The organism is Micavibrio aeruginosavorus EPB, from assembly GCF_000348745.1.
GTDB lineage: Bacteria > Pseudomonadota > Alphaproteobacteria > Micavibrionales > Micavibrionaceae > Micavibrio > Micavibrio aeruginosavorus_A.
The window spans coordinates 591,255-617,362 of record NC_020812.1; the positions used below are offsets into that span (position 1 = coordinate 591,255).

Below are 26,108 nucleotides of genomic sequence, written 5' to 3' on the forward strand. Positions count from 1 at the left end.
CCCACCTGATCCAAACGGGGTCCAAATGAATATTCATGAGTATCAAGGCAAAGCCCTGCTGAAAAAATACGGCGTTCTGGTGCCCGAGGGCATTCCAGCCATGACAGTGGCCGAGGCGGGCGWCGCCGCGGCGAAACAACTGCCCGGTCCGCTGTATGTTGTGAAATCGCAAATCCATGCGGGCGGCCGTGGCGCCGGTAAATTCAAAAACAATCCGGAAGGCAAGGGCGGTGTCCGTCTGTGCAAAACGGTTGATGATGTGAAGGACGCTGCCGAGGCGATGCTGCACCAAACTCTGGTGACCAAGCAAACCGGTCCGGATGGTCAGAAGGTTCAACGCCTGTACGTCACAGACGGCGTGGACATTCAAAAAGAATATTACTGCTCGGTCGTTCTGGACCGTGCAACGTCCCGCGTGACGTTCATGGTGTCCACCGAAGGCGGTATGGATATCGAAGAAGTGGCCGAAACGCACCCGGAAAAAATCATTCGCTGTGCGATTGATCCGGTGACGGGCATGCAGGGCTTCCACGCTCGCAAGCTGGGCTTTGGCCTGGGCCTGTCCGGTGATGCGCTGAAGAGCGCGCAAAAATTCTTCATGTCCCTGTACAAAGCGTTCGTGGACATGGATTGCTCGATCGTTGAAATCAACCCGATGATCGTGACCGATAAAAACGAAGTGATGGCGCTGGATGCGAAACTGAACTTCGATGACAATGCGTTGTTCCGTCACCCGGACATTGCCGATCTGCGCGATGAAGCCGAAGAAGATGAGAACGAGCGTCTGGCCAAGGATTGGGAATTGTCCTATGTCCGTCTGGACGGGAACATTGGCTGCATGGTCAATGGTGCCGGTCTGGCCATGGCCACGATGGACATCATCAAGCTGTATGGTGGCGAACCGGCCAACTTCCTGGACGTTGGCGGTGGTGCCACGACGGAACGTGTGACCGCGGCCTTTAAGATCATTCTGTCCGATCCGAACGTGAAGGGCGTGTTGGTCAACATCTTTGGCGGCATCATGAAATGCGACATCATCGCCAACGGCATTATTGCCGCGGCGAAGGAAGTGTCGCTGTCGGTTCCGCTGGTTGTCCGTCTGGAAGGCACCAATGTCGAGCAGGGCAAGAAAATCCTGCGCGAAAGCGGTTTGCCGATCACGTCCGCCGACAATCTGGCCGATGCGGCCCAGAAGGTCGTGGATGCAACCCATAAAGCGCTGGCCGCTTAATTATCAAGGGATCTGATCATGAAAAAAATCCTGTCTTTATCCGTTCTGGCGATCATGCTGGCCACCACGCCTGCTATGGCCCAAACTGCGGAAACCACAGCGGCGGCCAAGCGTTACGTTGATGCCGTCCCGTCCCAGAAAATGGTTGATGAAATGTTGGATCAATTCAAATCCAACGATCAAATCAATCTGACCGAATCGGATATTGCCGCCATTCGCGGTGCCGTGAATGCCGCCAATCTGGATGCGGTGATGATCGACGCCATGGCCAAGCATTTCACGGTCGACGAAATCAATGCTTTGGCTGATTTCTATACGTCGGCCACAGGCAAATCGATCATGAAGAAAATGCCGGCTTATATGAATGAAGTCATGCCGACGATTCAAAAAGCCGTGATGGATGCCGTGATTGCCGAGATGCAGAAGAAAGCGCCCGCTCAATAATTGGGGCGCAATAATCGAAACGAACCTGTAAACAATTTTGGAGTGTAGGCTTATGGCCGTTCTTGTCGATAAAAATACAAAAGTGATCTGCCAGGGTTTCACCGGGGCACAGGGCACGTTCCACTCGGAACAGGCCATTGCATACGGCACGAAAATGGTGGGTGGTGTGACGCCGGGTAAAGGTGGCACGAAACACTTGAACCTGCCCGTGTTTGACACGGTGGCTCAGGCCAAAGCGGAAACGGGATGCAATGCATCCGTGATCTATGTGCCGCCACCGTTCGCGGCGGATGCCATTCTGGAGGCGATTGATGCCGGGATTGATCTGGCCATCTGCATTACCGAAGGTATTCCGGTTTTGGACATGGTGCGCGTGCGCCGTGCGCTGGATGGGTCGAACACCCGCCTGATCGGGCCGAACTGCCCGGGCATTATCACGCCGGATGAATGCAAAATCGGCATTATGCCGGGCCACATTCACAAACGCGGTAAAATTGGCGTCGTATCCCGTTCCGGCACGCTGACCTACGAAGCTGTGGCGCAAACCACGGCGGCGGGTCTGGGGCAATCCACCTGTATCGGTATTGGTGGTGATCCGGTCAACGGCACCAACTTTATCGACTGCCTGAAAATGTTCCACGACGATCCGGAAACCGAGGCCATCATTATGATCGGCGAAATCGGTGGCAGTGCCGAAGTTGACGCGACGGAATATTACAAATCCCTGCCGAACAAAAAGCCGATCGCTGGTTTCATCGCTGGTGTGACCGCGCCGAAGGGCAAGCGTATGGGCCATGCCGGGGCGATTATCTCCGGTGGTGCCGACACGGCGGAGGCCAAAATCGCCGCCATGAAGGCCGCCGGTTTCGTTGTCGCCGACAGCCCGGCCAGCCTGGGGCAGGCCGTGCAGGAAGCCATGAAAAAGGCCGCGTAAGCGCGATAATTCGTATTTTAATAAAAAGCGGCGGAGCCCACGGGTTTCGCCGCTTTTTGTATGCGGTTTTATTCCCAGCATTTTATGGTAGAATCGAAGAGCTACACTGAATGGGGGATGGCCACCAATGCTCGACCAATTTTCTGAAGACCAACAAGCTTTGCTGATTGCGTTGCCCTATCGTACAGGATTGTGGCTCAGCCAATGTGATTCCACGGGCGGTGGCGATGCCGATGAGGCCGAGATGCAAGCCCTGCATGAGATTGTCACCGGCTTTGCCGAAGATTTTTTGAAATCCGAATTTGTTCAAGCTTTGATGGAGCAAACGGTCGCGCATAGAAATTTGTGGGGCACATGGAACCGCGACATTGATCTGGTGCCCGAGGAATGCCGCAAGGCGGTGCAATTGCTGGCCGATCATCTGGATCGCAAGGAATTTTTATCCTTCAAACAGAACCTGATGGAAATTGCGACCGATGTGGCGCTGGCCTATCGCGAAAACGGGGATGACAGTTTGTCTGGGCGCGTGAATGTTTATACGCGGCTGGTTTCTGAAAAGGTGCGCTCAATGATGACGGGGCGCCCTCCGCGCTCACTCGATGAAATCCTGAATATTTCAGATGCTGAACAGGCCGCGCTTGATCGTTTGGCCGAGGCCTTGGATCTTGAAGGCCGTTTGTTCAAAGCGCGTGAACCCAACGCCGCCTAATCGGAAGGAAAGGGCAAAGCCATGGCCTATCTGGAGCATTTTAACGGACATGACCTCGACCTTTTGGTCGCGTTGCCCTATCGCGCAGGCTTGTTTGTCAGCAGCAGCGATTCACAGGGTGAACAAAAATCGGATGCCGAAGAACTAAAAGTTCTGCACGATTTGATCGAGGCACAGGCCAAGGGCATGTATGAATCCGCTTTCGTGCATGAAGTGATGGTCGAAACCTTTGCCCGCCGTGCCGATTGGCGCAATTGGGGCGAACATCTGGATACTGTTCCGGGGGAATGCCGCAATACTGTTTTGATGTTGTCACACGTGGTGCCATCCGGAAAAATCCAGCAACGCGATATCGATGCGTTCAAGGGCATTCTGTTACAAATTGGCCTGGATGTGGCCAAGGCCTATCGTGAATATGATCGGAACGAAAGCTGGACCGCGCGTTTTTACCGTCGCATCGGTATCATGGTCGATGGTCTGCTGGGGATCGTGCGCGGGGAGCATTATTCATCATCCGAATTGCTGAATATCAGCTATGAAGAAGACATCGCCCTGAACACCCTGGCCGAAGCCCTGCGGGCCGATCTGGTCGCGCAGGTGGAAAAAACCACCCTGCATACGGGCGAAACGATTCCTCACGCTTAAATTATTGTCATAACGTTTAATGGCGGCTGGGTTTTCCTATGGATTCCCGCGCCGTACCCTTTTTTTAACCATGGGCGGTGCTATAGTCCGTGGCAGAATACTACACCCTTTGTTGTGCCGGGGCCGTCGGGGGCACACACCAGTAATGACGACAACAAACCGAGAGTGAAAAATCGTGACCTCTGAAACAGCAAAAATGAGTGTTTTGACCGGGATGAACGCGGAATATATCGCGCATCTGTACGCCCGTTACATGCAAAGCCCGGAGAAAACGGACCCGAGCTGGAAAGCCTTCTTTCAGGATTTGAACGATAACGAACTGGCTGTGTTGCAGGATTTGGCTGGCGCCAGCTGGACCCCCGATGAAAATAAACGCAGCCGCCGCTCCTTTGGCTCCAATACCGGGAATGTCGTGGGCATGACGGTGGCGTCATCCGCCGCGCGGGCATCCGCACCGATGCCGTCGGGCGAGATGAATGATGATGTGCGCCGTGCGACGCTGGATTCCATCCGGGCGTTGATGATGGTGCGGGCTTATCGCGCGCGTGGTCACCTGCTGTCCAACCTGGACCCGCTGGAACTGAAAGAAAAAACCTATCACCCGGAACTGGACCCGGCGCATTACGGTTTTTCCGATTCCGATTATGACCGCCCGATCTTTATTGATGGTGTTCTGGGGTTTGAAACGGCGACGTTGCGCGAAATCGTGACGGCTCTGCGCCAAACCTATTGCGGGGCTGTGGGTGTTGAATTTATGCACCTGAGCGATCCGGCAGAAAAATCATGGATCCAGCAGCGTATCGAAGCACCGCGCAACCAAACCGATTTTACGGTTGAGGGCAAACGCGCCATTCTGCAACGTTTGACGGCGGCGGAATCGTTCGAAAAGTTCCTGCATGTGAAATATGTCGGCACCAAACGGTTCGGTCTGGATGGTGGCGAATCCACCGTGCCGGCGATTGAACAGGTTTTGAAACGCGGATCGCAATTGGGCGTGAAGGAAGTTGTGTTCGGCATGGCCCACCGTGGCCGTTTGAACGTGCTGACCAACGTTTTGGGCAAACCGTTCACGGCGGTGTTCTCGGAATTCCAGGGCAATTCGGCGAACCCGGATGATGTTCAGGGATCGGGCGACGTGAAATACCACCTTGGCACATCCACGGACCGTGAATTTGATGGCAAGACTTTGCACTTGTCCCTGACCGCCAACCCGTCCCACTTGGAAGTGGTGGACCCGGTTGTGATTGGTAAGGTCCGCGCGAAACAGCAACAACGTGGTGACAAGGATCGCACGCAAGTCCTGCCGATCCTGTTGCACGGCGATGCCGCATTTGCGGGCCAGGGATTGGTGGCTGAAACATTGATGATGTCCGAACTGGGCGGTTATCGCGTGGGTGGTACGGTCCATATCGTCATCAACAACCAGATTGGTTTTACGACCATGCCGCAATATAGCCGTTCGGGTCCGTACCCGACCGACGTTGCGAAAATGCTGGCCGCGCCGATCTTCCACGTCAATGGTGATGACCCGGAGGCCGTTGTTCACGCCGCCCGCATCGCCATCGAATTCCGTCAGGAGTTCAAGAAGGACGTGGTGATTGATCTGGTCTGCTATCGCCGCTATGGCCACAACGAAGGGGACGAGCCAGCCTTTACCCAACCGTTGATGTACAAAAAAATCAAAACGCACATGTCGGTGCGCGACATGTATTCCAACAAGCTGGTGGCCGATGGCACGCTGAGCGAAGCTGAATCCAAAGCGATGGTGGATGAATTTAACACCTATCTGGAACAGGCGTTCGAAGCGACCAAATCCTACAAACCGAACAAGGCCGATTTCCTGGAAGGTGCATGGACGGGGTTGAAGGTTGCCAGCGGCGACGAACGTCGTGGCGTGACGGCAATTGACGATGCGATGATGCAGAAATTGGGCAAAGCACTGACGACCGTGCCGGCCAATTTCAACATCAATTCAAAAATCGCCCGTCAATTGGAAGCCAAGGCCGATATGTTCAAAACCGGACAAGGGTTTGACTGGGCCACGGCGGAAGCGTTGGCATTCGGCTCCCTGGCGGCGGAAGGATACAATGTCCGCCTGTCTGGTCAGGATTGCCAGCGCGGCACGTTCTCCCAACGCCACGCCGTTGTGACGGATCAGGAAGATGAAAGCAAATATTGCTTCCTGCAACATATTGGCGGGACGCAAGGCACGTTCGAAGTGCATGACAGCCCGCTGTCCGAAGCGGCCGTTCTCGGTTTTGAATATGGGTATTCCATGGCCGATCCGAAAACACTGGTCCTGTGGGAAGCACAGTTCGGTGACTTCGTGAACGGTGCGCAAGTGGTGATTGACCAGTTCATTTCATCCGCAGAAACCAAATGGCTGCGTATGTCCGGTCTGGTCATGCTGTTGCCGCACGGGTTCGAAGGGCAGGGGCCGGAACATTCCTCCGGTCGCGTGGAACGCTTCCTGCAAAACTGTGCCGAAGATAACTGGCAGGTGGCGAACTGCACCACCCCGGCCAACTATTTCCACATTTTGCGCCGTCAGATGGTTCGCGATTTCCGCAAGCCGTTGATTATCATGACGCCGAAATCCTTGTTGCGTCACAAGCTGGCGGTGTCCCCGGCGTCCATGATGACGGGCCAGTCCACGTTCCACCGCATCCTGTGGGACGATGCGATGGACCAGATGAACAAGCCGAAGGACATCAAACGCGTGATCCTCTGCTCGGGCAAAGTTTATTACGATCTGTTTGAAGAACGTGAAAAGCGCGGCCAGAAAGATGCGATCATCCTGCGTCTGGAACAATTCTATCCGTTCCCGGCGAAAGCCTTGGGCGAAGAATTGTCCAAATATCCGAACGCCGAAGTGATCTGGTGCCAGGAAGAGCCGTATAACCAGGGTGGCTGGCACTTCGTTGATCGCCGGATCGAAGACGTACTGAAATCCATCAAACACAAATCCAGCCGTCCGCGGTATGCGGGTCGCCCGGAAGCCGCCGCACCGGCCACGGGCCTGATGAAGCGCCACAACGCAGAACTGGCCAAGTTTTTGGATGAGGCTCTCAAAGGATAAATTTGACAGAATCTGACCTTTTGGCGTAAAAACCCCTCTCGTGAAAACGGAGGGGTTTTTGCTCGATTTCCTGAAAATTCCCAAGGCCCGTGCGGTTTTGGATGATGGCACGGTTGAAGACGTCGTTCTGCCCACGTCGCTGACGCGGGCGGATGCGGTGGCGTATGATGCTGACCGGCATAAGGGGAAATTGCATTGCCCGTCTTGTGATGTGAAATTGCATTTCAACCGGGGCAGCGCCGTGATGTGCGGCGGCACGATGCAGGGGCAACGCCCGCATTTTAAAACCAACCCCGGCCACGCGCATGATCCGTCCTGTGCCTACATCGTCATGCATGATGATGTTGAGCATGAGGAGGTGGACCGCACGCGCGGTTATCGTATTCACCTGAACCTTGCGACGTTGTCGACATTGTTCAACGAACGCGCGCGTCACTATCAACGGGCCGAAGGCCGCCGCATTGTGACGGATGATCCGCGTTTGGTGGGACGGGAATCTCTGGCTGTGCAATCGGCCTCTGATTTGATCACACGGCTTTTAAAAAATGGCGACCCGGCCCGCATTCGGGATTCCGTTGTGGTGCAGGGAAAACATATCCTGCCGTGGAACCAGTTTTTTATCCGTCATTCATCCGATGGCAAAGACCATACGCGTTTCCATGCGTTGACCGAACGTTTATTGCGCATGAATAAGGGGGCGCGATTGCCGGTCCTGATGGAAATTCGGTCCGACCGTCCGGCGCAATGGAACCAACGCGGTGACGCCGGAACAATGGATTCGCAAAAATTTTTCTGGCGGCGCAGTGAGCGTGGCACGGAATTTATCGCGCCGCGCTTGTACCTTGATCCACCCGCGCATGGAAAATTGGCCACCGAAACGGCACATCTGTTGCAGGCCATCACAGGCGAGGCGGGGGCTTATCTGGTGATGGGCTTTGCGCGTTTGCATACTTATCAAACACGCAACGGTCTTTTGCATGCCTTGAACATCAGCGTGAGTGATGAAAGCCAGATCGCGCGTGTTGAATTGCGCAATCTGCGCAAGAAGCCGACGCCCTCGGTTCTCAAGCCGGACTAAAAACCTTGAGCCCAACAATCCCCGCAACGATCATGGCGATGCAGGCCAGGCGCAGGGCCGTGGCCGGGTCGCCAAACAGGATAATGCCCAGAATGGCCGTGCCCACGGAACCAATGCCCGTCCATACGGCATAGGCGGTTTTTTCGGCAAATCCCGAACCGCCAGGCCGAGCAGCACGACGCTGACCGTCATCGCGATCAAGGTCAGAACGCTGGGGACCAGAACGGTGAAGCCTTGCGTATATTTCAGGCCGATGGCCCAACCAATTTCAAATAATCCCGCCAAGGTCAGTAAAATCCAAGCCATGTGATACTCCATCCATAAGGGCTGGAATCAGTATAGCCCGCCCACGGGGTGGGGCTAGTCCCCGCCAATCATGTTACGAAAAATAAAACGCTTGAAACTGCATAAAAACCCCTGTGTTCACTGTTGACGCTGGGGGCCGTTCGGGCCAAATTAAGCCCGTCCAACATCTTCTTATAAAGGCGTTTTTAAAAATGGCTCAAATCAAAGTCCCGACGCTGGGTGAATCCGTGACCGAGGCCACCGTGGCCCAATGGCTGAAGAAGGAAGGCGATGCCGTCGCCGCCGACGAGCCGATTGTCGAGCTGGAAACAGACAAGGTGACATTGGAAGTCAACGCACCGTCCGCGGGCGTGTTGGTCAGCATCGGCGTGAAGTCGGGCGAAACGGTTGGCGTTGGGGCCATTCTGGGTGAAATTTCCAATGATGCGGGTGCGAAACCGGCGGCTCCTGCGGCTGCGGCACCTGCGCCGGCTGCGGCTCCGGCTCCTGTGAAAGCGGAAGAACAAAAACTGTCCCCGGCGGTTCAGAAAATTACGGCGGACAACAACATCAATCCGGCCAGCGTTGAAGGCACGGGTAAAGATGGCCGCATCACCAAGGGTGATGTGATCAACCACATCGAAACGGCCCGCGCGCCGAACGCGGTAACGTCCGCCGTTCAAGCCGCACCGCGTGCGATTGGCCCGCGCGAAGAGCGTGTGAAGATGACCCGCCTGCGCCAGCGTATCGCGCAGCGTTTGAAAGAAGCCCAAAACACGGCCGCCATGCTGACCACCTTTAACGAGGTGGATATGACGGCGGTGATGGAACTGCGCAACCTGTACAAGGATCAGTTCGAGAAAAAGCACGGCGTGAAGCTGGGCTTCATGTCCTTCTTTGTGAAGGCTGCCGTGAACGCGTTGAAAGAATTGCCGGCCGTGAACGCGGAAATTTCCGGTGATGAAATCATCTACAAAAACTACTACGACATCGGCGTGGCTGTATCCACACCGCAAGGTCTGGTGGTTCCGGTTGTGCGTGATTGCGAAGAAAAATCCATGGCAACGATCGAAGCTGAAATCGGTGCATTGGGTCTGCGCGCCCGCGACGGTAAAATCACGCTGGAAGAAATGACGGGCGGCACGTTCACCATCACCAACGGTGGTGTGTTCGGGTCCCTGATGTCCACGCCGATTTTGAACCCGCCGCAATCTGGTATTCTGGGCATGCACAAAATCCAGCAACGCCCGATGGTGATGCCCGATGGTTCGATCAAGGCTCGCCCGATGATGTATCTGGCGCTGTCCTATGATCACCGCATTATTGACGGCCGCGAAGCTGTGACCTTCCTGGTCCGCATCAAGGACGCGCTGGAAGATCCGCAACGTCTGCTGCTGGATATCTAAGGATCAACAAAAAACCCGCCGGATGGCGGGTTTTTTTATTATTTCCATTCGACCGCCGTAATGATGTCGTGGTCGCTCAGAAGTTTCAGGGCATCCAATCCATTTTGATCGCGCGCGTGGGTGATGTCCCCGATCAGCAATTGCGTCTGCCCGCCGCCAATCATGTTCACAAATTCACGCGGGCTGGGGACAATCGCGCTGTACACATAGCCGGGCATAATGCGCAGGCCGAGCCGGGACGCGTTCATCAACAAACGATTGATGGGTTCCAGAATGAAATTGTATTTCCCGCCCGGTGCCGCATGCGGATGATCGCCATGGGCGTAACCGATTGTGATATGGTCGCGGGCGCTCAGGACGTAGACGCCTTTGCCGGTTGGGTCTTCGGCCACGGCGACGGCAAAGCGTTCATTGGTATAATGCGGGCGTTCAGCGGCGATAATTTCTGTAAAAAATCCTGTATCGGCCTTGCGGCGGAATTTTGTCACACGGATCGGGTTATCGTTTTCGGGAACGAAATCATCCGGCATTTCTAAAATCGGCGTCAGGATCTTATCCTTGCGGCGGACTTCATACACGCTGATCCCGGCTTTTTTGCAAATCTCCAGCGACATGGCCTGAAATTCGTCACCGCGGCGTTCGGCGAAATCTTTTTCAAATCCCTTATGGTCGATAAAGATTTTTTTGATCCCGGCTTCGGCGATATTCTTGGCACAGTTGGGGCAAATGGGGTCGGTGACGTAAATGCTGCCCCCTTCGGTCCGCGGTGCGCGCAGAAGGCACGCGGTTTCCGCGTGAATGGTGCCGCTGCTGTTGCCGATACGTGTGCCCTCATCCAACCCGGCTTGAATGGGTTCGGGCCAGAAATTGGTCGCGGCGGTCGCAAACGGATTGCCGTTGTGATCAATGCCCGACACGGCGGCGGCGATCTTGTTGGTGGGGTGGGGGCTGGAATTTACAACCTCAACCGCCATCTGCATCATGGCAAATGGGTCGGGTTGGGTGGTCTGAGCCTTCGGACGCTTAAAAATCATGTTTTTTATCAGTCTACTAACTGTCTGGTCCGTCCCATCAGACGGGATAGAAGAATACAGAAACTCTGCAGAAAATGCCAATTTTTCGATTTTTGGTCGAATTTCCCTAATTTTCTTGACTCTTTTGGTCCTGATTCCTTATGAAGGGCAAAGGTTTAATCCAGCGTACTACGGAGATGCGAATGCCCGTTGATCAGGTGCTCGAAGACCACGTTAAACCCTATATTCTCGAGCGCTTTAAAGATGCTGACATGATCCTGCTCTGTGGTTCACAAGCCCGCGTGCTGAACCAGGGTGGTGCGCTTGATGCGTCCGTCGCGCCGAAGAAAAACTCCGATTACGATTTTATCCTTCTTTATCCTGAACTTCCCGAAAAATACCCTGCGGCCTTGTTCGCGTCCGGCTGGATTGATGTGCCGGGCCATGGCGAGCGGGTCAGTATTGATATGAAGATCATGGATTACGATTATCTGGCCGTTCACGCCCAACATACACGCGAGCTTCGGCGTTTCCCGTTTTTGTTTGATATGTTGAAAGATGCATACCCCATTCAGGACGTGAATGGGGTATTGCCAACTTTACGCCGGGAAGCGGTGCGTTTGCTGAATGCTGGCCCGTTGCCGCTGGGGCCGACGCAAATCAATGAAACACGGGCACAATTGAACACTTTGTCCGCTGCGCTGAACCAGCCGCATTCCAATGTCGGGCAGAAGATGGTGGCGCTGGAATCGCTGCATATTCTGGCCAACAGCTATCTGCGCTCTTCCATTATCTGGGACTCGCCGCTGGATCGCCATTTGTCATCGTTGTGCCAAGCGATTCCGTCCGCCGGTATCCGCCTGGCCAAAGCGTTTAACGAGGCGAGCGTTGGTGATTTCGGCAGCTACCAAACCTTTATCCAGAAGGTGCAGGGCAAGCTGGACGAGCGAGCCAATGAAAACAACGCCGATTCCGTTTTGCTGCAACAGGATATCGGCAAGTTCGTCACGGTCGAAGAAAAACAAAAAAGCGACCAGCAGGGTGCCAAGATTATGGTCGGGCAATATCTGGCCCGAATGAAGGATGTTCAGGCCTATGAAACGGTGCGCCGTTATGGCTTGGAAAGCGTTCTGTGGCTGACCCTGAAAAAATATCAGTGCGAACAGATGAAGGTGCCGTTCTCCTATGGCGAGGCAGCCGTGCAAAAGGCGGATGATGCCGCCGGCCGCCCCATCCTGCGCACCTTGTTTGCCGCCATTCGCGATAACAATACGCACAAGATTGAAGGGCTGGCCAATACCATCCTGGCCAACCAGGGTGGTTTGACCTTCGATTATCTGGAACGGATCTATGTCGAAGATCTGGCCCGCCGTCGTGAAACTGCTAATATGAACCGACCGAAATCTGATCTTCGTGCCGGGTTCTTTAAATATGGCTGATTATACGATCCACCGTGGCGATCTGGCCGCTGGTATCGCCTTTGGCGATGTTGTGTCCATCGATTGCGAAATGATGGGCTTAAACCTCAACCGTGACCGCCTGTGCGTGGTGCAGATGTACGATCTGCGCAGCAATCACGTCCATATCATTCAATTCCCCGATGCGGTGTATAACGCGCCCAATCTGTGCGCGGTTCTGTCCGATCCGAACCGGCTGTTTCTGGGGCATATGATCCGCCTCGATCTGGGGTGGATTTTGAAATATCTGGGTGTGGCCATCACCAATGTCTATTGTACGCGCACGGCGTCCCGTCTGGGGCAGACCTTTGGCGCGTCGCATGACTTCAAAGACCTGGTCAGCAATCTGCTGGGTGAGAAGATTGATAAGAGCGAAACGTCCAGCTATTGGGGGGCGGATACGCTGACCCCGGATCAGGTTCGCTATGTCATCAATGATGTGATCTTCCTGCATCGTTTAAAGGACAAGCTGGACGCGTTGCTGGAGCGCGAGGGGCGGATGCCCTTGATGCGCGCCGCTATGCAAAGCCTGCCCGGTCGGGTGCAAATGGATGTCGCCGGATGGTGGGGCGATGATATTTTAAGCTTCCCGTTCTAAGAAACGACAACCAATAAAAAACCCCGCAATCACTTGCGGGGTTTTAATTTCTTGTCCTGGTGGATTACATATCCAGCGTCATCGCGATCGGGCGGTTCTGACGGAACAGGTAACCGTAATCACCACTCAGCAGATCATGGATCTTGGCCGGGGCGGTGTTGTCGTTGCTGGCGTTCAGGCGGAAGGCGCTCTGGATCTTGGAGCCTTTTTTGTGCCCGGTGCGGGTTTGCAGAACGCTTTCCAGGTTCGGCAATTCACGATCCAGCGCCTTGAACCCACGTTCGGCCTTGCTGTCATTGTTGATGACAACGCGGTTGTTGGTGGCTTCCAGAATGGCTTTCTTCACGGCGGCCATGGCGATATTGGTTTCGTGCTTGTTCAGCGGGGACGAAACGTAGTTTTTCGCTTCCGGGTTGTTGTCGTAGTCGCAGGCCTTGAACAGGGTTTCGCACTCGATCTCCAGATCGTGGTGGAACACCAGCGGCGGTCCCTTGCGGCCCGGAATGTCCAGAACGAAGGCAACGTCATCCAGCAACAGCTCGCCAACGAAGCGGCGGCCTTTCAGGCCTGTCACTTCTTCCGGGATCTCCACAACATAACGGGTGCGGATGCAATCAATGCGGAAATATTCGCGCAGATCACGAACGCTGATCCCTTTCAGGGCGGCATGGATTTCGGGGAATTGGTCTTTGGGGTATTTTGCGCGGAGCGGCTTCAGGTCGGAATGTTCAAAATCGGCGATGCGGGCTTCAAATTCGCCACGGCGGACGGCGCCGCTTTCATCTTTGGTTTTACCGAGTTTGACGCAAATATCAGCTTCGGAAACGGTCTTCAGGTCGCGGTTCTCGCACTCGCCACGGACGCGGAGGGTGACCCCTTTGTCATACATGCGGCGGTCGGGGGTGTCGAGCTGACGGGTCAGAAGGCTCTTGCCGGGGCGTTCCAGCTTGATCCAGCCCTTGTCGCGGAAATATTGGTCAATCTGATTGAAGGCGGATCGGTCAACGCCCGAGCCCTTTTCAGCGGACGGCGGGACCAGGAACTTGATTTCGACCTCACACACTTTGCGTGCCAGATCATTGAACGTTTGCTTTACGTTCGGGGAAGTATCCACCCCGTCGGTAAGGTCTAAATGATGGTTTTTCATCATTGCTCCTAAAGAGAAAGGCCTCACAGTTGTCGTGTTATAAGGGCAGGGGGGCGTCCGAGTCAATAAAATATTATGGGAACCTAATGTAATTTTTCCGCATTTTGCCCAAACCCCCTCGCCATCCCCTTGTTTTGCGCGTAAAAAGGGGGCAGACCACCCCGGAAACTTCTTTTAATTACATGTGGATAAAAGGATCATGACCGACGCACCCTCTTATGATGTCATTGTTATCGGCTCCGGCCCTGGCGGCTATGTTTGCGCCATCCGGTGTGCCCAGCTGGGCCTGAAAACGGCCTGTGTTGAGAAACGGGACACGCTGGGGGGCACCTGCCTGAATGTGGGCTGTATCCCGTCCAAGGCCCTGTTGCAGGCCTCGGAAAAGTTCCATGAAGCCGAACACGCTTTGGCCGCTTTCGGGGTCAAGGTGGGCAAGCCGGAACTGGACCTGCCGACCATGATGAAACACAAGGATGCCGTGGTCGAATCCAACACCAAGGGTGTGGAATTCCTGTTCAAGAAGAACAAGATCGACTGGCTGAAGGGCGAGGGCAAAGTGGCCGCGCCGGGCGTGGTCGAGGTGGCCGGTAAAACATACAACGCAAAAAATATCGTGATTGCGACGGGATCCGATGTGGCGTCGCTGCCGGGTATTACGATTGATGAAAAACGCATCGTGTCCTCCACCGGGGCTATCGCACTGGAATCGGTTCCGAAACATCTGGTCGTGATTGGTGGCGGTGTGATTGGCCTGGAACTGGGCGCTGTCTGGGGCCGTCTGGGCGCGAAAGTGACCGTGGTTGAATATCTGGATCGTATTCTGCCGACCATGGATGCGGATTTGTCCAAGGAAGCCAAGAAAATTTTTGGCAAGCAGGGCATGGAATTCAAACTGGAATCCAAAGTCACATCCGTAAAAGACAATGGCAAAGGCGTCACGTTGAGCGTTGAGCCAGCCAAAGGCGGTGCGGCGGAAACCATCGAAGCCGATATCGTTCTGGTCGCCGTTGGGCGCAAGGCCTACACCGATGGCCTCGGTCTGGATTCTGTTGGCGTTGAGCGTGATGAGCGTGGCCGCATCAAAACCGATGCGCATTTCCAATCCAATGTAAAAGGCATCTTTGCCATCGGCGACGTCATCGCCGGTCCGATGCTGGCGCACAAGGCGGAAGATGAGGGCGTGATTCTCGCCGAAATGATCGCCGGGCAAACGGGCCACATTGATTACAACCTGGTCCCCAGTGTTGTGTACACATGGCCGGAAGTGGCCAGCGTGGGTCAGACCGAAGATCAGGTGAAGGCCGCCAACGCGCAATATAAAGTCGGTAAATTCCCGTTCAGTGCCAATGGCCGCGCCCGTGCGATGAACGCGACCGAAGGCTTCGTCAAAATTATTGCCGATGCCAAGTCCGATCGCGTTCTGGGCGTGCATATCATCGGACCGGAAGCGGGCACATTGATCGCCGAAGCGGTAATCGCCATGGAATTCGGTGCATCATCCGAAGACATCGCCCGCACATGCCATGCCCACCCGACCTTGGAAGAGGCGGTGAAGGAAGCGGCATTGGCAGTGGATGGCCGCCCGCTGCATATGTAAGCAGGTCAAATAGAATACAGAGAGCGGGGCGCATGATGCGCCCCGTTTTTTTATTCCGGTGTCCGGTTGCGCGGGTGCGCGGCGGAATGAATGCGGATCAATTCTTCGGCATTCACTTCGGTATAACGCTGCGTGGTGGACAGGGATGCATGGCCCAGCAATTCCTGAATTTCCCGCAAATTGGCCCCGTTTTCCAGCAAATGCGTGGCAAAGGAGTGACGCAGGGCGTGCGGCGTTGCCGTTTCAGGCAGGCCCAGGGCGAGGCGGATATCGCGCATGGCTTTCTGGGCGACGCCCTGATGCAGGCGTTTGCCGCGTTCGCCAAGGAATAGGGGGCGGTCGTTGGTTTCGGCGAACGGGCAATCAGTCCGGTATTGCGCGATCATGCGTTCGACGATGGCGAGAACGGGAACCTGACGTTCCTTGTTTCCTTTACCGCGCACGCGAATAAATCCATCACGGGGCAGGCCACTGATGTTCAGGGACAAGGCTTCGTCAATACGAAGGCCGCACCCGTAGAGCAGGGTGAACAGGGCCCGGTTGCGCGACCCGATCCATCCGTCGTCCGTGGCGGCGGATAAGGTTTCGGCATTGTCCAAAACACTTTGCGCCTGACGTTGGCTTAATGGGCGGGGCAGTTTGTGGGGCAGTTTGGGCGTGCGTACGGTTTTGATGGCCCCGTTGTGCATGATACCGCTGCGATCCAGCCATCCGATCAAATTTTTAACGCCGGATAATCCGCGAGCCCGCGTCGCGGCGGACGCACCATCCATGGCGCGACGCGACATCCATGCACGAAATTCACGAATGGTGGCATCGGATAAATCATTCAATGATGGCGGGCGGCCCAGGTGACCGCACAAAAACGTGACAAACCCACCCACATCGCCGCAATAGGCCCGTATCGTGTGTTTGGACAGGTTTCTTTCCCGCAACCAATCCACCCAGTGCCCCAACGCATCGGCCAGGTCGGGGGCGCATTGTTCCCGTTGCAGATGCGTTAAAGTGGGAGACTCAGCCATGTGCGGAAACAGCGTTCAATGACGCCACCCAAAAACCCGATCTGGTCCGTGCCCTGGCCGGGTTGGAAATGATTGGGATCACGGCTGCCAAAGGCGACGATGGCCGGGGGGGCGTGGCGGGAAATATCCAACCGCATCAACAATTGCGATTTGACCAGGCCGGCCCCGCCGCCATAAATTTCATCCAGCCCCGAAATATTGGATTCCAAAACGGCGTGTTGCCCCTTGGTCAGCAGGTGAATGGTCCCGCTGGGCACGACCCGCACCCCGGTCAGGTCGATATGCGGAATAACATCCGAATCAATTTCAACGACCAGTGAAACAATGTCCACGTCCAGAAGCGTCGCGCAATCCATTGTGATGGTGCGGACAAAATCGTCAAAGCTGGTGGATTCCAGCAGCATCAGGACGGCATTGTGAATGCGGGCCTGGTTGTTCATGTTGGCGCGGCTGTTTTCGACAATCTCGCGCGTGGCTTCGATCACTTCGTCTTTGTCTTCGCGCAGGCGTTTGATCATGAATGATTGAAAATCTGTAACCTTGCGGTCGTTATCCTTGCGCGTCGGCGGGAAGAGAAGGTCGCACGCATCCGGGTTTTTATCCAGAAAATCGGGATTTTTCCGCAACCATGCAATGATGTCGTCGGCGTCGAATGAAGGGGGGGCGGATTTTTCGGTCATGGCGTTCGACATTGTTACGGGCGGCTTTCGGATCGGAAGGGTAGAAAAGGAAACAGGCACACTGTGATTTTTTCAGTGTGCCCGTTTTTCAGAATTGTTTCAATCTTAATGCGCGTTTTACCAGCTCGGCCCATCCAGATCATTGTCCTTGTTCAGGCCCAATTTGTCGCGTGTGGCGCGAATGGTCGCAATGTACGTGTTTTTGATCGGCAGGCTGGCCGGCGTGTTGTCAATCAATGTCCCATCCGGGGTGATCACATGTTTGAACGCATCGGTGATGCCGATATCGGGAACGTGAATGGGATCGGTTGTAAATTTCCATCCGTCTTTTTCCATCTCTTCTCGCACGGCCTTTTCCGGCCATGAAACGGCATAATCCTGTTTCGTGTTAAATACGGATGCAAGTTTCTTAAAAAAATTACCGAGTCCCAATTTGATCTCCCCTGTTCTCAGGTGTTTTGGTTTTGTCCGTTCAATCGGACGCAGCAATTGTATGAATAAAATCATGTTCTGGCCAGAGGCGAAAAAGAAAGCCACCGTTTCCGGTGGCCTTAGAATCCATAATCTTTATTGCTGTTTTACAGGTTTGGTGTTGGCTTGTTTTTCGCCAGCTCGTGCCGCGTTGCAGCAACCGTATCGTGATAACGCTTGCGATCCGATTCGCGCGCGTTCGGCCCAACCAAATCGCGGCCTTCTGGTGTCACTATGTATTTGTTGACGGATCCGCCGCCAACACTGGGCATACCTTGCATGGCAAAGCACTCAAATTTCCAGCCTTGTTTTTGCATGGCTTGCATGACTTCAAGTTCCGGCCATTTGATGCCGCCTGCGTGATGGGTAAAACCCTCGGCCCAGCTATCCAATCCCTTGTCCAAGACTTGGACAAACCGATCCCATATTGTCTTAAGTTTCATGTGTCCCTCTAATCCCCTGAAATAAATAGATGAACGGTTTTAGGATGGAGCGGCCCGCAAAGTCAAAGGCCGCATGAAAATGCGGCCTTTATCAATGGGTTATCGCTGTTGCGGTGGGGGTTAGAGAATGCTCTGACCCGTCTTTTTCCAGTCATCCACGAACGCGGCCAGCCCCTTGTCCGTCAGCGGGTGGTTATACAGTTTCTTGATCACATCCGCCGGGCATGTGGCCACATGCGCGCCGATTTTTGCGGCTTCAACGATGTGCATCGGATGACGCACAGATGCGACCAGCACCTCAGTCTCAAATTGCGGATAGTTGTCATAGATGGACACGATGTCGGCAATCAACTGCATGCCATCATGCGCAATATCATCCAACCGCCCGACGAACGGTGAAATAAAGGTTGCGCCAGCCTTGGCCGCCAGCAACGCCTGCGCTGGAGAGAAGCAGAGCGTGACGTTCGTCATGACGCCTTTATCTGACAGTTCCTTGCACACTTTCAAACCGGCAGGGGTCAGCGGAACTTTTACGGCAATGTTCTTGGCAATTTTGGACAGCTTGTCCGCTTCCTTGCGCATCGTCTCGTAATCGGTCGCGGCCACTTCGGCGCTGACCGGGCCATCGACAACGCCGCAAATCTCTTCGATCAGCGGGATGAATTGTTTGCCCGATTTGGCAACCAGCGTCGGGTTTGTGGTCACGCCATCCAGCAGGCCGGTCGAGGCCAGATCGCGGATTTCGTTGATATCGGCGGTATCGACAAAGAATTTCATAATGCGGTGGCTCCGGCTTTGGCGGTTTATCAATCTTGTGCTAGGTCTTAGCAGATGCAGACCCTGTTTGAAAGTATGGAAGAAAAGGCCCCCCCGGGCGAAAAACGGGGGGATAAGCCGGTGCCCGAAACGGCGCGCCGGGTTCTTGTGCTGGTCCCCTATCCGGTGGACCGGGCCTATACCTACGCCGTACCGGATGGGATGGATGTATCACCGGGCGATTACGTCACCGTGCCGCTGGGCAAACGCGAAGTGCCGGGAGTTGTCTGGGGACTGTCGGACGAAGACGTGCCCGCCAAAAAACTGAAAATGATCGTTGATCGTTTTGACCTTCCCCCGATGCAGGCCGCGCACCGCGATTTTTTAAGCTGGGTCGCCCAATACACAATGAGCGCCCCGGGTGCCGTTTTGAAAATGTGCCTGAGCGCGCCCGCGGGGTTGGAACCGCCGAAGGCGACGACTGGGTATGTTCCCGGTATTGTGATTGATGAAAAAACACGCAAAGGGCTGTCGCCCCAACGTCGTCGCGTTCTGGACATCGCGTCGGACGGGTTGACGCGGCGGGCTTCTGAACTGGCGGAATTGGCCGGGTGTTCCGCAGCGGTGGTCAATGGCATGGCGGATATTGGTCTGTTGCGCGCTGTTGATCTGTTTTCATCCGCGCCGTGCCGCAATCCGGATATTGATCGGGTGGGGCCGGATTTGTCACCCGACCAACGCGCCACCGCCGATCATTTGATCGCGCAGGTGAAAAGTGGCGAGCACCATACATCATTGTTGGACGGTGTGACGGGCGCGGGTAAAACCGAAGTTTATTTTGAAGCCATTGCCGAAGCGATCCGATCGGGGAAGCAGGGCTTGATCCTGTTGCCTGAAATCGCATTGTCGAATGCGTTTCTGGACCGGTTTAAAAAACGTTTCGGGTGTGCGCCTGCGCTGTGGCATTCGCATTTAACACCGGCGCAACGCCGCACAACGTGGCGCGGTGTGGCGGATGGCACGACGAAGGTGGTTGTGGGGGCGCGGTCGGCCCTGTTTCTTCCCTATCAGGATTTGGGCATCATCGTCGTCGATGAGGAACATGACCCGGCGTACAAACAGGAAGACGGCGTTATTTATCACGCCCGCGATATGGCGGTGGTGCGGGGGCATCGTGGGAAAATTCCCGTTGTTCTGGTATCTGCGACGCCGTCGCTGGAAACAATCCTGAACGCATGGAACGGGAAATATGACCATCTGGTCCTGCCCGTGCGTCATGGCGGGGCCGGTATGCCGGATATTGATTTGATTGATATGCGCGCAGATAAACCGGCGCGGCAGCATTTTATCGCGCCGACCTTGCACAATGAAATTCAATCGACATTGGACCGGGGGGAGCAGGTGTTGCTGTTCCTCAACCGTCGTGGGTATGCGCCGTTGACGCTGTGCCGTACGTGTGGACACAGATTTGAATGCCCGCGTTGCACGGCGTGGCTGGTCGAACACAAGAAAACATCACGCCTGCATTGCCACCATTGCGGATTTGCAACCCCGATCCCGAAAACATGCCCATCCTGTAACGACACGGACTCCCTCGCGGCCTGCGGCCCCGGGGTGGAGCGGATCAAGGAAGAGGTTGCGGCCCTGTGGCCAGACGCCCGCACCGTTATTCTGGCCAGCGATATCGTCGATACGAATGATAAGTTGAAGGCTGTTTTGGATGATATCCGCGAACGCCGCGTTGATATTGTGATCGGAACGCAGATTATCGCGAAGGGGCACCATTTCCCGCATCTGACGCTGGTGGGTGTGATTGATGCCGATCTGGGGCTGGGCGGTGGTGATCTGCGCGCGGCGGAACGCACATTCCAGCTTTTGCATCAGGTTGCGGGCCGGGCGGGGCGTGAGGAGTTGAAGGGACACGTTTTCCTGCAAACTTTTATGCCGGAAAACAAGGTGATGCGTGCCATGGCCGCGGATGATCGCGATGAGTTTCTGGCGGTCGAAGCCGAAGAACGCGAACGTGCGCTGATGCCGCCGTATAGTCGCCTGGCCGGGATTATTGTATCTGGGCGTGATGAAAAACAGGTGATGGAAACGGCGCGGGCGTTGGGGGCGTGCGCGCCCCAAGGGCCGGATGTTTTAACGCTGGGCCCGGCAGAGGCACCGTTCTACCGCCTGCGCGGAAATTTCCGCCGTCGTCTGCTGGTGCGGGCGGCCAAGACTATCAATTTACAACGCGCCATTGAAACATGGGTCGCCAGCGTGAAAATTCCATCCACCGTGCGGGTGCAGGTGGATATTGACCCGCAAAGCTTCCTGTAAGTTTACGGCGCCGGATGGTTTGAAGGTTTCTTCAAATCGTGCGGCATCGGACCGTAGCCCAGCCCGTCGACTTTGGGCAGGGTGGACAGGCAATCATAAAAATCACCCGGGGCAGCACATAAGGGCGCATAGGTTTCATCCGGCGCGTTCTTGTAGCTGCGAATTTTTTTGGTCGTGTCCAGTTCGTCCAGATACATGTCGATGGATTGCGCACGGTACATGGCATTCAGCCATGGGTTATTCCGCCAGGCGATTGCGGCGGCGGCCGTGGCGTCCCTTTGGGCTGTTTCATCAAGGGGGTCCTTGCCATCCATCGCAGCTTCAAAGGCGATGCCCGTATCACGGTAATTTTCAATGCTCATCAATCCGTCCCATACACGCGCATCACCGGCGGCGCGGGTCTGCCATGCCAGCAGGGTGGCCAGGGCCTGAGCATCGGCTTCCATGACATAGGTGAAACGGACATATTCGTCACGGCTGTATTTTAACGACCGTTCAAATCCCATCCGGTATTGAACGTGATGGCGTAATTCGTGGGCGGTGATCAGGGCCTGTTGCCCAAATTCCATGTCGTCATGGACCATCATCATGTTGAGCCCTGTATCATAAAACCCGCGTTCCATCGGATTTTCATACGTACAAAAGATCGTTTTATGATCCGTCGCCATTTTGACCAGTAGGCGGCCAAATTCTGTTTTTTCAAACAGGGTCAGAATTTTTTGCAAATTTTCTGTGGCGGGGGTCGGCGTGTCGACGGGATCGCCTGGAACAATACAGGCCCCGCGCGGGTTTTCGCGCGCGGCGGTGGGCCACCAATAGGTGGTTTGTTTGATCTCGCCCTCGGCCAATCGCGCGTCAAGGGCAGGGCCAGCCAGCGCCGTACCACCCGCCGCCATCACAAAGGGCAAGGTTATTCCCGCGATATGGCGCGCGGATATTTTTTGAAAGAATGCACGCATGATGATCAGCGCTGCAATGTAATGCCAAAACCGCCCGCTTTGCGGATGGTGTCGACATGCTGACGGTCAAAATCCTGATAAGCGGGATAGACGATGCCGTCATTGCTGCCGTTAATGCCCATGTGTTGAAATTCAACGTCAGCGGCGAAAACGGGAATGTTTTCGTTTGTGGCGCACCCGTTGAAGTCAAAAACAATGGTGGTCACGCGCGGGTCGGCCAATGCGGCATTCACAAGGTTTTTGTCCACCATGCTGAAGAACACCCATTTATAATGGCTGTTCCATTCTTCGTTGGTCAGGATCTCGCTAGAGGGCAGAATGACCATTCCGTTCTTGTCGACGCTGGTGTGTGTGCGGTCGCATCCGTTGGTCAGGGTGACCGTATGGTCGATGCGGTCAACATGCGCGTCCGTTGCCGTAGCGGTGCCATAGCCCAACGCCGCGGCCAGTGCGAATGAAGCGGACAGAATCGTGCGAAATGATCGTGTAGTCATTATCTGAAATATCCCTGTTTATGTTTTTTGATTACGGGCACCCTGCACCCGATGGGCGGGCCTGTCAATTTCCGATGTCAATTTTCGACTTGCCAGCAGAGATGGAAAGGCGGACCCTGATCAGGAGAGGGGACCCGCCATGTTCAACCGCGCCGCATTGCCAAAAGACATCACGTCTTATGATCTGCTGAAGGCCTTTGCGGTCCTGACCATGCTGGTTGACCATATCGGTTTCTATTTTTTCCCCGAAGATATGTGGTGGCGGGCGATTGGGCGGCTGTGCGTGCCCATTTGGTTCTTCCTGATTGGCTATGCCCGGTCGCGGGATATCGGGCCGCGCTTGTGGATTGGCGGGACCATTTTGCTGGTGGCGGATTTGATTGCCGGTAAATATTTGATCCCATTTAATATTTTATTCACCATGCTGGCCATTCGCCTGATGATTGACCCGTTGATGCGCGGCGTGACCCGGGCTGGCGTACAGGTTCTGTGGGCGGTGGCTGTGATCTGCTTCTTCGCCTATCTGCCAACGGCCTTTGTGCTGGAATATGGAACGCAAGGGGTGTTGCTGGCCATATTCGGCTGGTTTATGCGCCATCGGGCGGATGGGGGCTGGGGCCGGATTCCCGAGGCCATGGTGCAGAATTATGTCATTTTTGCCGCCGTGTCCTTCGTTTTGATCCAGACGGTGTCCTTTGGCTTTGCCCAGGGGCAAATGCTCCTGCTGGCCACCTGTGCTTTGCCTGTGTTTGGTGCATTATACATGTTCAAACCGCTGAATTTCCCCCGGTTGACGGCGTTGATCGGTCCGCTGGCGGGGGTGGTGCGGTTTATGGGGCGCTGGACTCTGGAAATTTATGTCGGGCATCTGGTGATTCTGAACATCGTCGGGGTTATTTGCTTCCCGGACCGGTTTGATTTGTTTTCTCCCCATTGGACCACGCTGGATTTCGGGGCGTCTGCGAGGCCAGCCCCCGCGCCGTAAATTACGGAATCCCTGTACTTTCCCCCGTCTTTCGGATGGGGTGAAAAAGGCTGGAAAACCGCCGGAAATATCCTTGCCCGGGCCCCTGTCCCCGTGCTACACCGTGCCCGAGCTCAAAATAGGTCTCAAAAACAGGTTTAAACCCCTAACGCGATTTGGGTGACGGACAGTGGCCACACAAACAAGTCAGGTTGCATCCCGTTATGCCGTATCCCTGCTGGATATGGCGGGTGATGCAGGTTCTGTTGAACAGGTTGAAAAAGACCTGAATGCACTGGCGGGCATGATTGCCGCGTCGGACGATTTGCAAAAACTGATCAAAAATCCGCTCTTCAACCGGACACAGCATCAGCGCGCCATCTTGGCTGTCGCGGACAAGGCTGGGTTCAGCGATCTGACGCGCCGTTTTCTGGGTGTGCTGGCGGGCAACCGCCGCCTGGGTATCATCTCTGGCGTTATTCAAGCTTTCGGAAATGAACTGGCCCGCCGCCGCGGCACTGTATCCGCGCGGGTTCAATCGGCCTTCGTTCTGTCTCCGGTCCAAACCGATGCCCTGCAAAAAGCACTCAGCGACAAGATGGGTCAGAACGTGACCCTGAATGTTGAAATCGACAAATCCCTGCTGGGTGGCATGGTGGTAACGGTTGGTTCGGTGATGATCGACAATTCCGTGAAACGCAAATTGGAACGCCTGAAACGCGCAATGGAAAGCCGGAGCGCGGCGTAACAACAAACGATTTAGTAACAGTTTAAGTAAGACACACGCATACAAAACGAGGTTCAATCAATGGAAATCCGTGCGGCAGAAATCTCTGAAATCCTGAAAAAGCAAATCGCGGAATTTGACGCGCAAGCAGACGTGGCCGAAATCGGCCAGGTTCTGTCCGTCGGTGACGGCGTTGCGCGTGTTTACGGCCTGGACCAAGTCCGCGCCGGTGAAATGGTTGAATTCCCGGGCGGGATCAAGGGTATGGCCCTGAACCTGGAAGCCGACAACGTCGGTATCGTTATTTTCGGTGATGACCGTTCGATTAAAGAAGGCGACATCGTAAAACGTACGGGCGAAATCGTTCAGGTTCCGGTTGGCCGTGGCCTGCTGGGGCGCGTTGTTGACGGTCTGGGTAACCCGATCGACGGCAAGGGCCCGATTAAAAACGCTGAAATGCGCCGCGTTGAAGTCAAAGCCCCGGGCATTATCCCGCGTAAATCCGTGCACGAGCCGATGCAGTCCGGTTTGAAAGCCGTTGATGCGCTGGTTCCGGTTGGCCGTGGCCAGCGTGAGCTGATCATTGGTGACCGTCAGACGGGTAAAACCGCTGTGGCTCTGGACACCATCATCAACCAGAAAGTCATCAACAAATCCGCAAACGAAAAAGACCACCTGTATTGCATCTATGTTGCAATTGGTCAGAAACGTTCGACCGTTGCGCAATTGGTGCGCCAGTTGGAAGAAAGCGGCGCGATGGAATATTCCATCATTGTTGCCGCCACCGCATCCGACCCGGCCCCGATGCAGTTCATGGCACCGTACACCGGTTGCACCATGGGCGAATTCTTCCGCGACAACGGCATGCATGCTCTGTGCGTTTATGACGACCTGTCCAAACAGGCTGTTGCGTATCGCCAGATGTCCCTGCTGCTGCGTCGTCCGCCGGGACGCGAAGCCTATCCGGGTGACGTGTTCTACATTCACTCCCGCCTGCTGGAACGCGCGGCGAAGATGAACGACGAACATGGTGCTGGTTCTCTGACCGCTCTGCCGATCATTGAAACGCAGGCTGGTGACGTTTCCGCGTACATTCCGACCAACGTGATTTCCATCACCGACGGTCAGATCTTCCTGGAAACGGGTCTGTTCTTCAAAGGGATCCGTCCGGCCATTAACGTTGGTCTGTCCGTATCCCGCGTGGGTTCCGCCGCACAGATCAAAGCAATGAAACAGGTTGCCGGTACCATTAAACTGGAACTGGCCCAGTACCGCGAAATGGAAGCCTTCGCACAGTTCGCATCCGATCTGGATGCGTCCACGCAGAAGCTGCTGGCCCGTGGTGCCCGCCTGACCCAATTGCTGGTTCAGCCGCAATACCAGCCGATGCCGGTTGAAGAACAAGTTCTGGTGATCTTCGCCGGGACGAAGGGCTTCCTGGACTCCGTTCCGGTGACGGCCGTGCGTGAATATGAACGCCGCCTGCTGGAAGATGTGCGCGCCAATGGCAAACACATTCTGGATGCAATCCGCACAGAAAAAGCACTGAGCGACAAACTGCAAAAAGATCTGTCCGATTACCTGACCCAGTTTGGCAAAGGTTTTGAATCGGTCGAGAAAAAGGCAGCCTAAGTGAATATGGTG

General features: G+C 55.2%; 24 protein-coding genes and 1 pseudogene. 15 read left to right on the forward strand and 10 right to left on the reverse strand.

Annotated elements, in window-relative coordinates; translation table 11 throughout:
• The first annotated feature begins 25 nt into the window (after positions 1-25).
• The 7 genes from sucC to A11S_RS02730 all read left to right on the forward strand — a co-directional run bounded on the left by sucC (position 26) and on the right by A11S_RS02730 (position 8,120).
• Positions 26-1,231 carry an ADP-forming succinate--CoA ligase subunit beta gene (sucC, locus tag A11S_RS02700; RefSeq protein WP_015466942.1) on the forward strand — a complete coding sequence of 402 codons (1,206 nt, stop codon included), beginning with the start codon at positions 26-28 and terminating at the stop codon, positions 1,229-1,231.
• Between the two features lie 18 nt (positions 1,232-1,249).
• On the forward strand, positions 1,250-1,675 hold the full coding sequence (locus tag A11S_RS02705) for a DUF2059 domain-containing protein (protein WP_015466943.1): 426 nt from the start codon (positions 1,250-1,252) through the stop codon (positions 1,673-1,675).
• A 52-nt stretch (positions 1,676-1,727) separates the two neighbouring features.
• Entirely contained in the window at positions 1,728-2,609 is an 882-nt protein-coding gene (gene sucD / locus A11S_RS02710) for a succinate--CoA ligase subunit alpha (protein ID WP_015466944.1), read from the forward strand.
• 127 nt (positions 2,610-2,736) lie between these two features.
• Positions 2,737-3,318 (forward strand): hypothetical protein, encoded by a 582-nt coding sequence (locus A11S_RS02715; RefSeq protein WP_015466945.1) that lies wholly within the window; start codon positions 2,737-2,739, stop codon positions 3,316-3,318.
• A 21-nt stretch (positions 3,319-3,339) separates the two neighbouring features.
• A complete protein-coding gene (locus tag A11S_RS02720) occupies positions 3,340-3,963 on the forward strand; it encodes a hypothetical protein (RefSeq protein WP_015466946.1) in 624 nt (207 codons plus the stop codon).
• A gap of 175 nt (positions 3,964-4,138) precedes the next feature.
• Complete coding sequence (locus A11S_RS02725; RefSeq protein ID WP_200860107.1) at positions 4,139-7,042, forward strand: 2-oxoglutarate dehydrogenase E1 component; 2,904 nt, start codon at positions 4,139-4,141, stop codon at positions 7,040-7,042.
• A gap of 58 nt (positions 7,043-7,100) precedes the next feature.
• A complete protein-coding gene (locus A11S_RS02730) occupies positions 7,101-8,120 on the forward strand; it encodes a hypothetical protein (RefSeq protein ID WP_015466948.1) in 1,020 nt (339 codons plus the stop codon).
• On the opposite strand, the pseudogene sugE reads toward A11S_RS02730, so the two are convergent.
• Positions 8,107-8,426: pseudogene (gene sugE / locus A11S_RS12230) on the reverse strand (quaternary ammonium compound efflux SMR transporter SugE). The gene A11S_RS02730 and the pseudogene sugE overlap by 14 nt on opposite strands.
• A gap of 191 nt (positions 8,427-8,617) precedes the next feature.
• Here sugE and odhB point away from each other — a divergent pair.
• Positions 8,618-9,811: a 2-oxoglutarate dehydrogenase complex dihydrolipoyllysine-residue succinyltransferase gene (gene odhB, locus A11S_RS02740; RefSeq protein ID WP_015466950.1), complete on the forward strand. Its 1,194-nt coding sequence runs from the start codon at positions 8,618-8,620 to the stop codon at positions 9,809-9,811.
• 38 nt (positions 9,812-9,849) lie between these two features.
• On the opposite strand, the gene A11S_RS02745 is transcribed toward odhB, so the two are convergent.
• Entirely contained in the window at positions 9,850-10,845 is a 996-nt protein-coding gene (locus A11S_RS02745; protein ID WP_041802378.1) for a deaminase, read from the reverse strand.
• A 182-nt stretch (positions 10,846-11,027) separates the two neighbouring features.
• Here A11S_RS02745 and A11S_RS02750 point away from each other — a divergent pair, with 182 nt between their 5' ends.
• On the forward strand, positions 11,028-12,263 hold the full coding sequence (locus A11S_RS02750; RefSeq protein WP_015466952.1) for a hypothetical protein: 1,236 nt from the start codon (positions 11,028-11,030) through the stop codon (positions 12,261-12,263).
• Complete coding sequence (locus tag A11S_RS02755) at positions 12,256-12,879, forward strand: ribonuclease D (RefSeq protein WP_015466953.1); 624 nt, start codon at positions 12,256-12,258, stop codon at positions 12,877-12,879. Before A11S_RS02750 ends, A11S_RS02755 begins: the two co-directional genes overlap by 8 nt.
• Positions 12,880-12,943: 64 nt before the next feature.
• Here the strand turns inward: A11S_RS02755 and A11S_RS02760 are convergent, their stop codons facing one another.
• Positions 12,944-14,029 carry a CYTH domain-containing protein gene (locus A11S_RS02760; protein WP_015466954.1) on the reverse strand — a complete coding sequence of 362 codons (1,086 nt, stop codon included), beginning with the start codon at positions 14,027-14,029 and terminating at the stop codon, positions 12,944-12,946.
• Positions 14,030-14,225: 196 nt separating this feature from the next.
• Between A11S_RS02760 and lpdA the strand changes: the two genes are divergently transcribed.
• A complete protein-coding gene (gene lpdA, locus A11S_RS02765) occupies positions 14,226-15,623 on the forward strand; it encodes a dihydrolipoyl dehydrogenase (protein WP_015466955.1) in 1,398 nt (465 codons plus the stop codon).
• A 50-nt stretch (positions 15,624-15,673) separates the two neighbouring features.
• Here lpdA and A11S_RS02770 read toward each other — a convergent pair whose 3' ends face one another.
• The 5 genes from A11S_RS02770 to fsa all read right to left on the reverse strand — a co-directional run bounded on the left by A11S_RS02770 (position 15,674) and on the right by fsa (position 19,016).
• Positions 15,674-16,645, reverse strand: a complete 972-nt coding sequence (locus A11S_RS02770; RefSeq protein WP_015466956.1) for a tyrosine recombinase XerC — start codon at positions 16,643-16,645, stop codon at positions 15,674-15,676.
• Positions 16,624-17,325, reverse strand: a complete 702-nt coding sequence (locus tag A11S_RS02775) for a DUF484 family protein (protein ID WP_235068043.1) — start codon at positions 17,323-17,325, stop codon at positions 16,624-16,626. The genes A11S_RS02770 and A11S_RS02775 overlap by 22 nt, the downstream gene beginning before the upstream one ends.
• Positions 17,326-17,442: 117 nt before the next feature.
• Positions 17,443-17,757 carry a hypothetical protein gene (locus A11S_RS02780; protein ID WP_015466959.1) on the reverse strand — a complete coding sequence of 105 codons (315 nt, stop codon included), beginning with the start codon at positions 17,755-17,757 and terminating at the stop codon, positions 17,443-17,445.
• 146 nt (positions 17,758-17,903) lie between these two features.
• Positions 17,904-18,239 (reverse strand): hypothetical protein, encoded by a 336-nt coding sequence (locus A11S_RS02785; protein WP_051054877.1) that lies wholly within the window; start codon positions 18,237-18,239, stop codon positions 17,904-17,906.
• 120 nt (positions 18,240-18,359) lie between these two features.
• Entirely contained in the window at positions 18,360-19,016 is a 657-nt protein-coding gene (fsa, locus tag A11S_RS02790; RefSeq protein WP_015466961.1) for a fructose-6-phosphate aldolase, read from the reverse strand.
• A 54-nt stretch (positions 19,017-19,070) separates the two neighbouring features.
• On the opposite strand from fsa, the gene A11S_RS02795 reads away from it, so the two are divergent.
• A complete protein-coding gene (locus A11S_RS02795; RefSeq protein WP_015466962.1) occupies positions 19,071-21,320 on the forward strand; it encodes a primosomal protein N' in 2,250 nt (749 codons plus the stop codon).
• 2 nt (positions 21,321-21,322) lie between these two features.
• On the opposite strand, the gene A11S_RS02800 is transcribed toward A11S_RS02795, so the two are convergent.
• A complete protein-coding gene (locus A11S_RS02800; protein WP_015466963.1) occupies positions 21,323-22,279 on the reverse strand; it encodes a DUF6782 family putative metallopeptidase in 957 nt (318 codons plus the stop codon).
• 5 nt (positions 22,280-22,284) lie between these two features.
• Complete coding sequence (locus A11S_RS02805) at positions 22,285-22,773, reverse strand: hypothetical protein (RefSeq protein ID WP_015466964.1); 489 nt, start codon at positions 22,771-22,773, stop codon at positions 22,285-22,287.
• Between the two features lie 139 nt (positions 22,774-22,912).
• On the opposite strand from A11S_RS02805, the gene A11S_RS02810 reads away from it, so the two are divergent.
• From A11S_RS02810 to atpA, 3 genes are all read left to right on the forward strand, one after another.
• A complete protein-coding gene (locus A11S_RS02810) occupies positions 22,913-23,758 on the forward strand; it encodes a TraX family protein (RefSeq protein ID WP_015466965.1) in 846 nt (281 codons plus the stop codon).
• A 169-nt stretch (positions 23,759-23,927) separates the two neighbouring features.
• Entirely contained in the window at positions 23,928-24,485 is a 558-nt protein-coding gene (locus A11S_RS02815; RefSeq protein ID WP_015466966.1) for a F0F1 ATP synthase subunit delta, read from the forward strand.
• A 60-nt stretch (positions 24,486-24,545) separates the two neighbouring features.
• Positions 24,546-26,096, forward strand: coding sequence for a F0F1 ATP synthase subunit alpha (atpA, locus tag A11S_RS02820; RefSeq protein WP_015466967.1), 1,551 nt, complete (start codon positions 24,546-24,548; stop codon positions 26,094-26,096).
• The last annotated feature ends 12 nt before the right edge of the window (positions 26,097-26,108 follow it).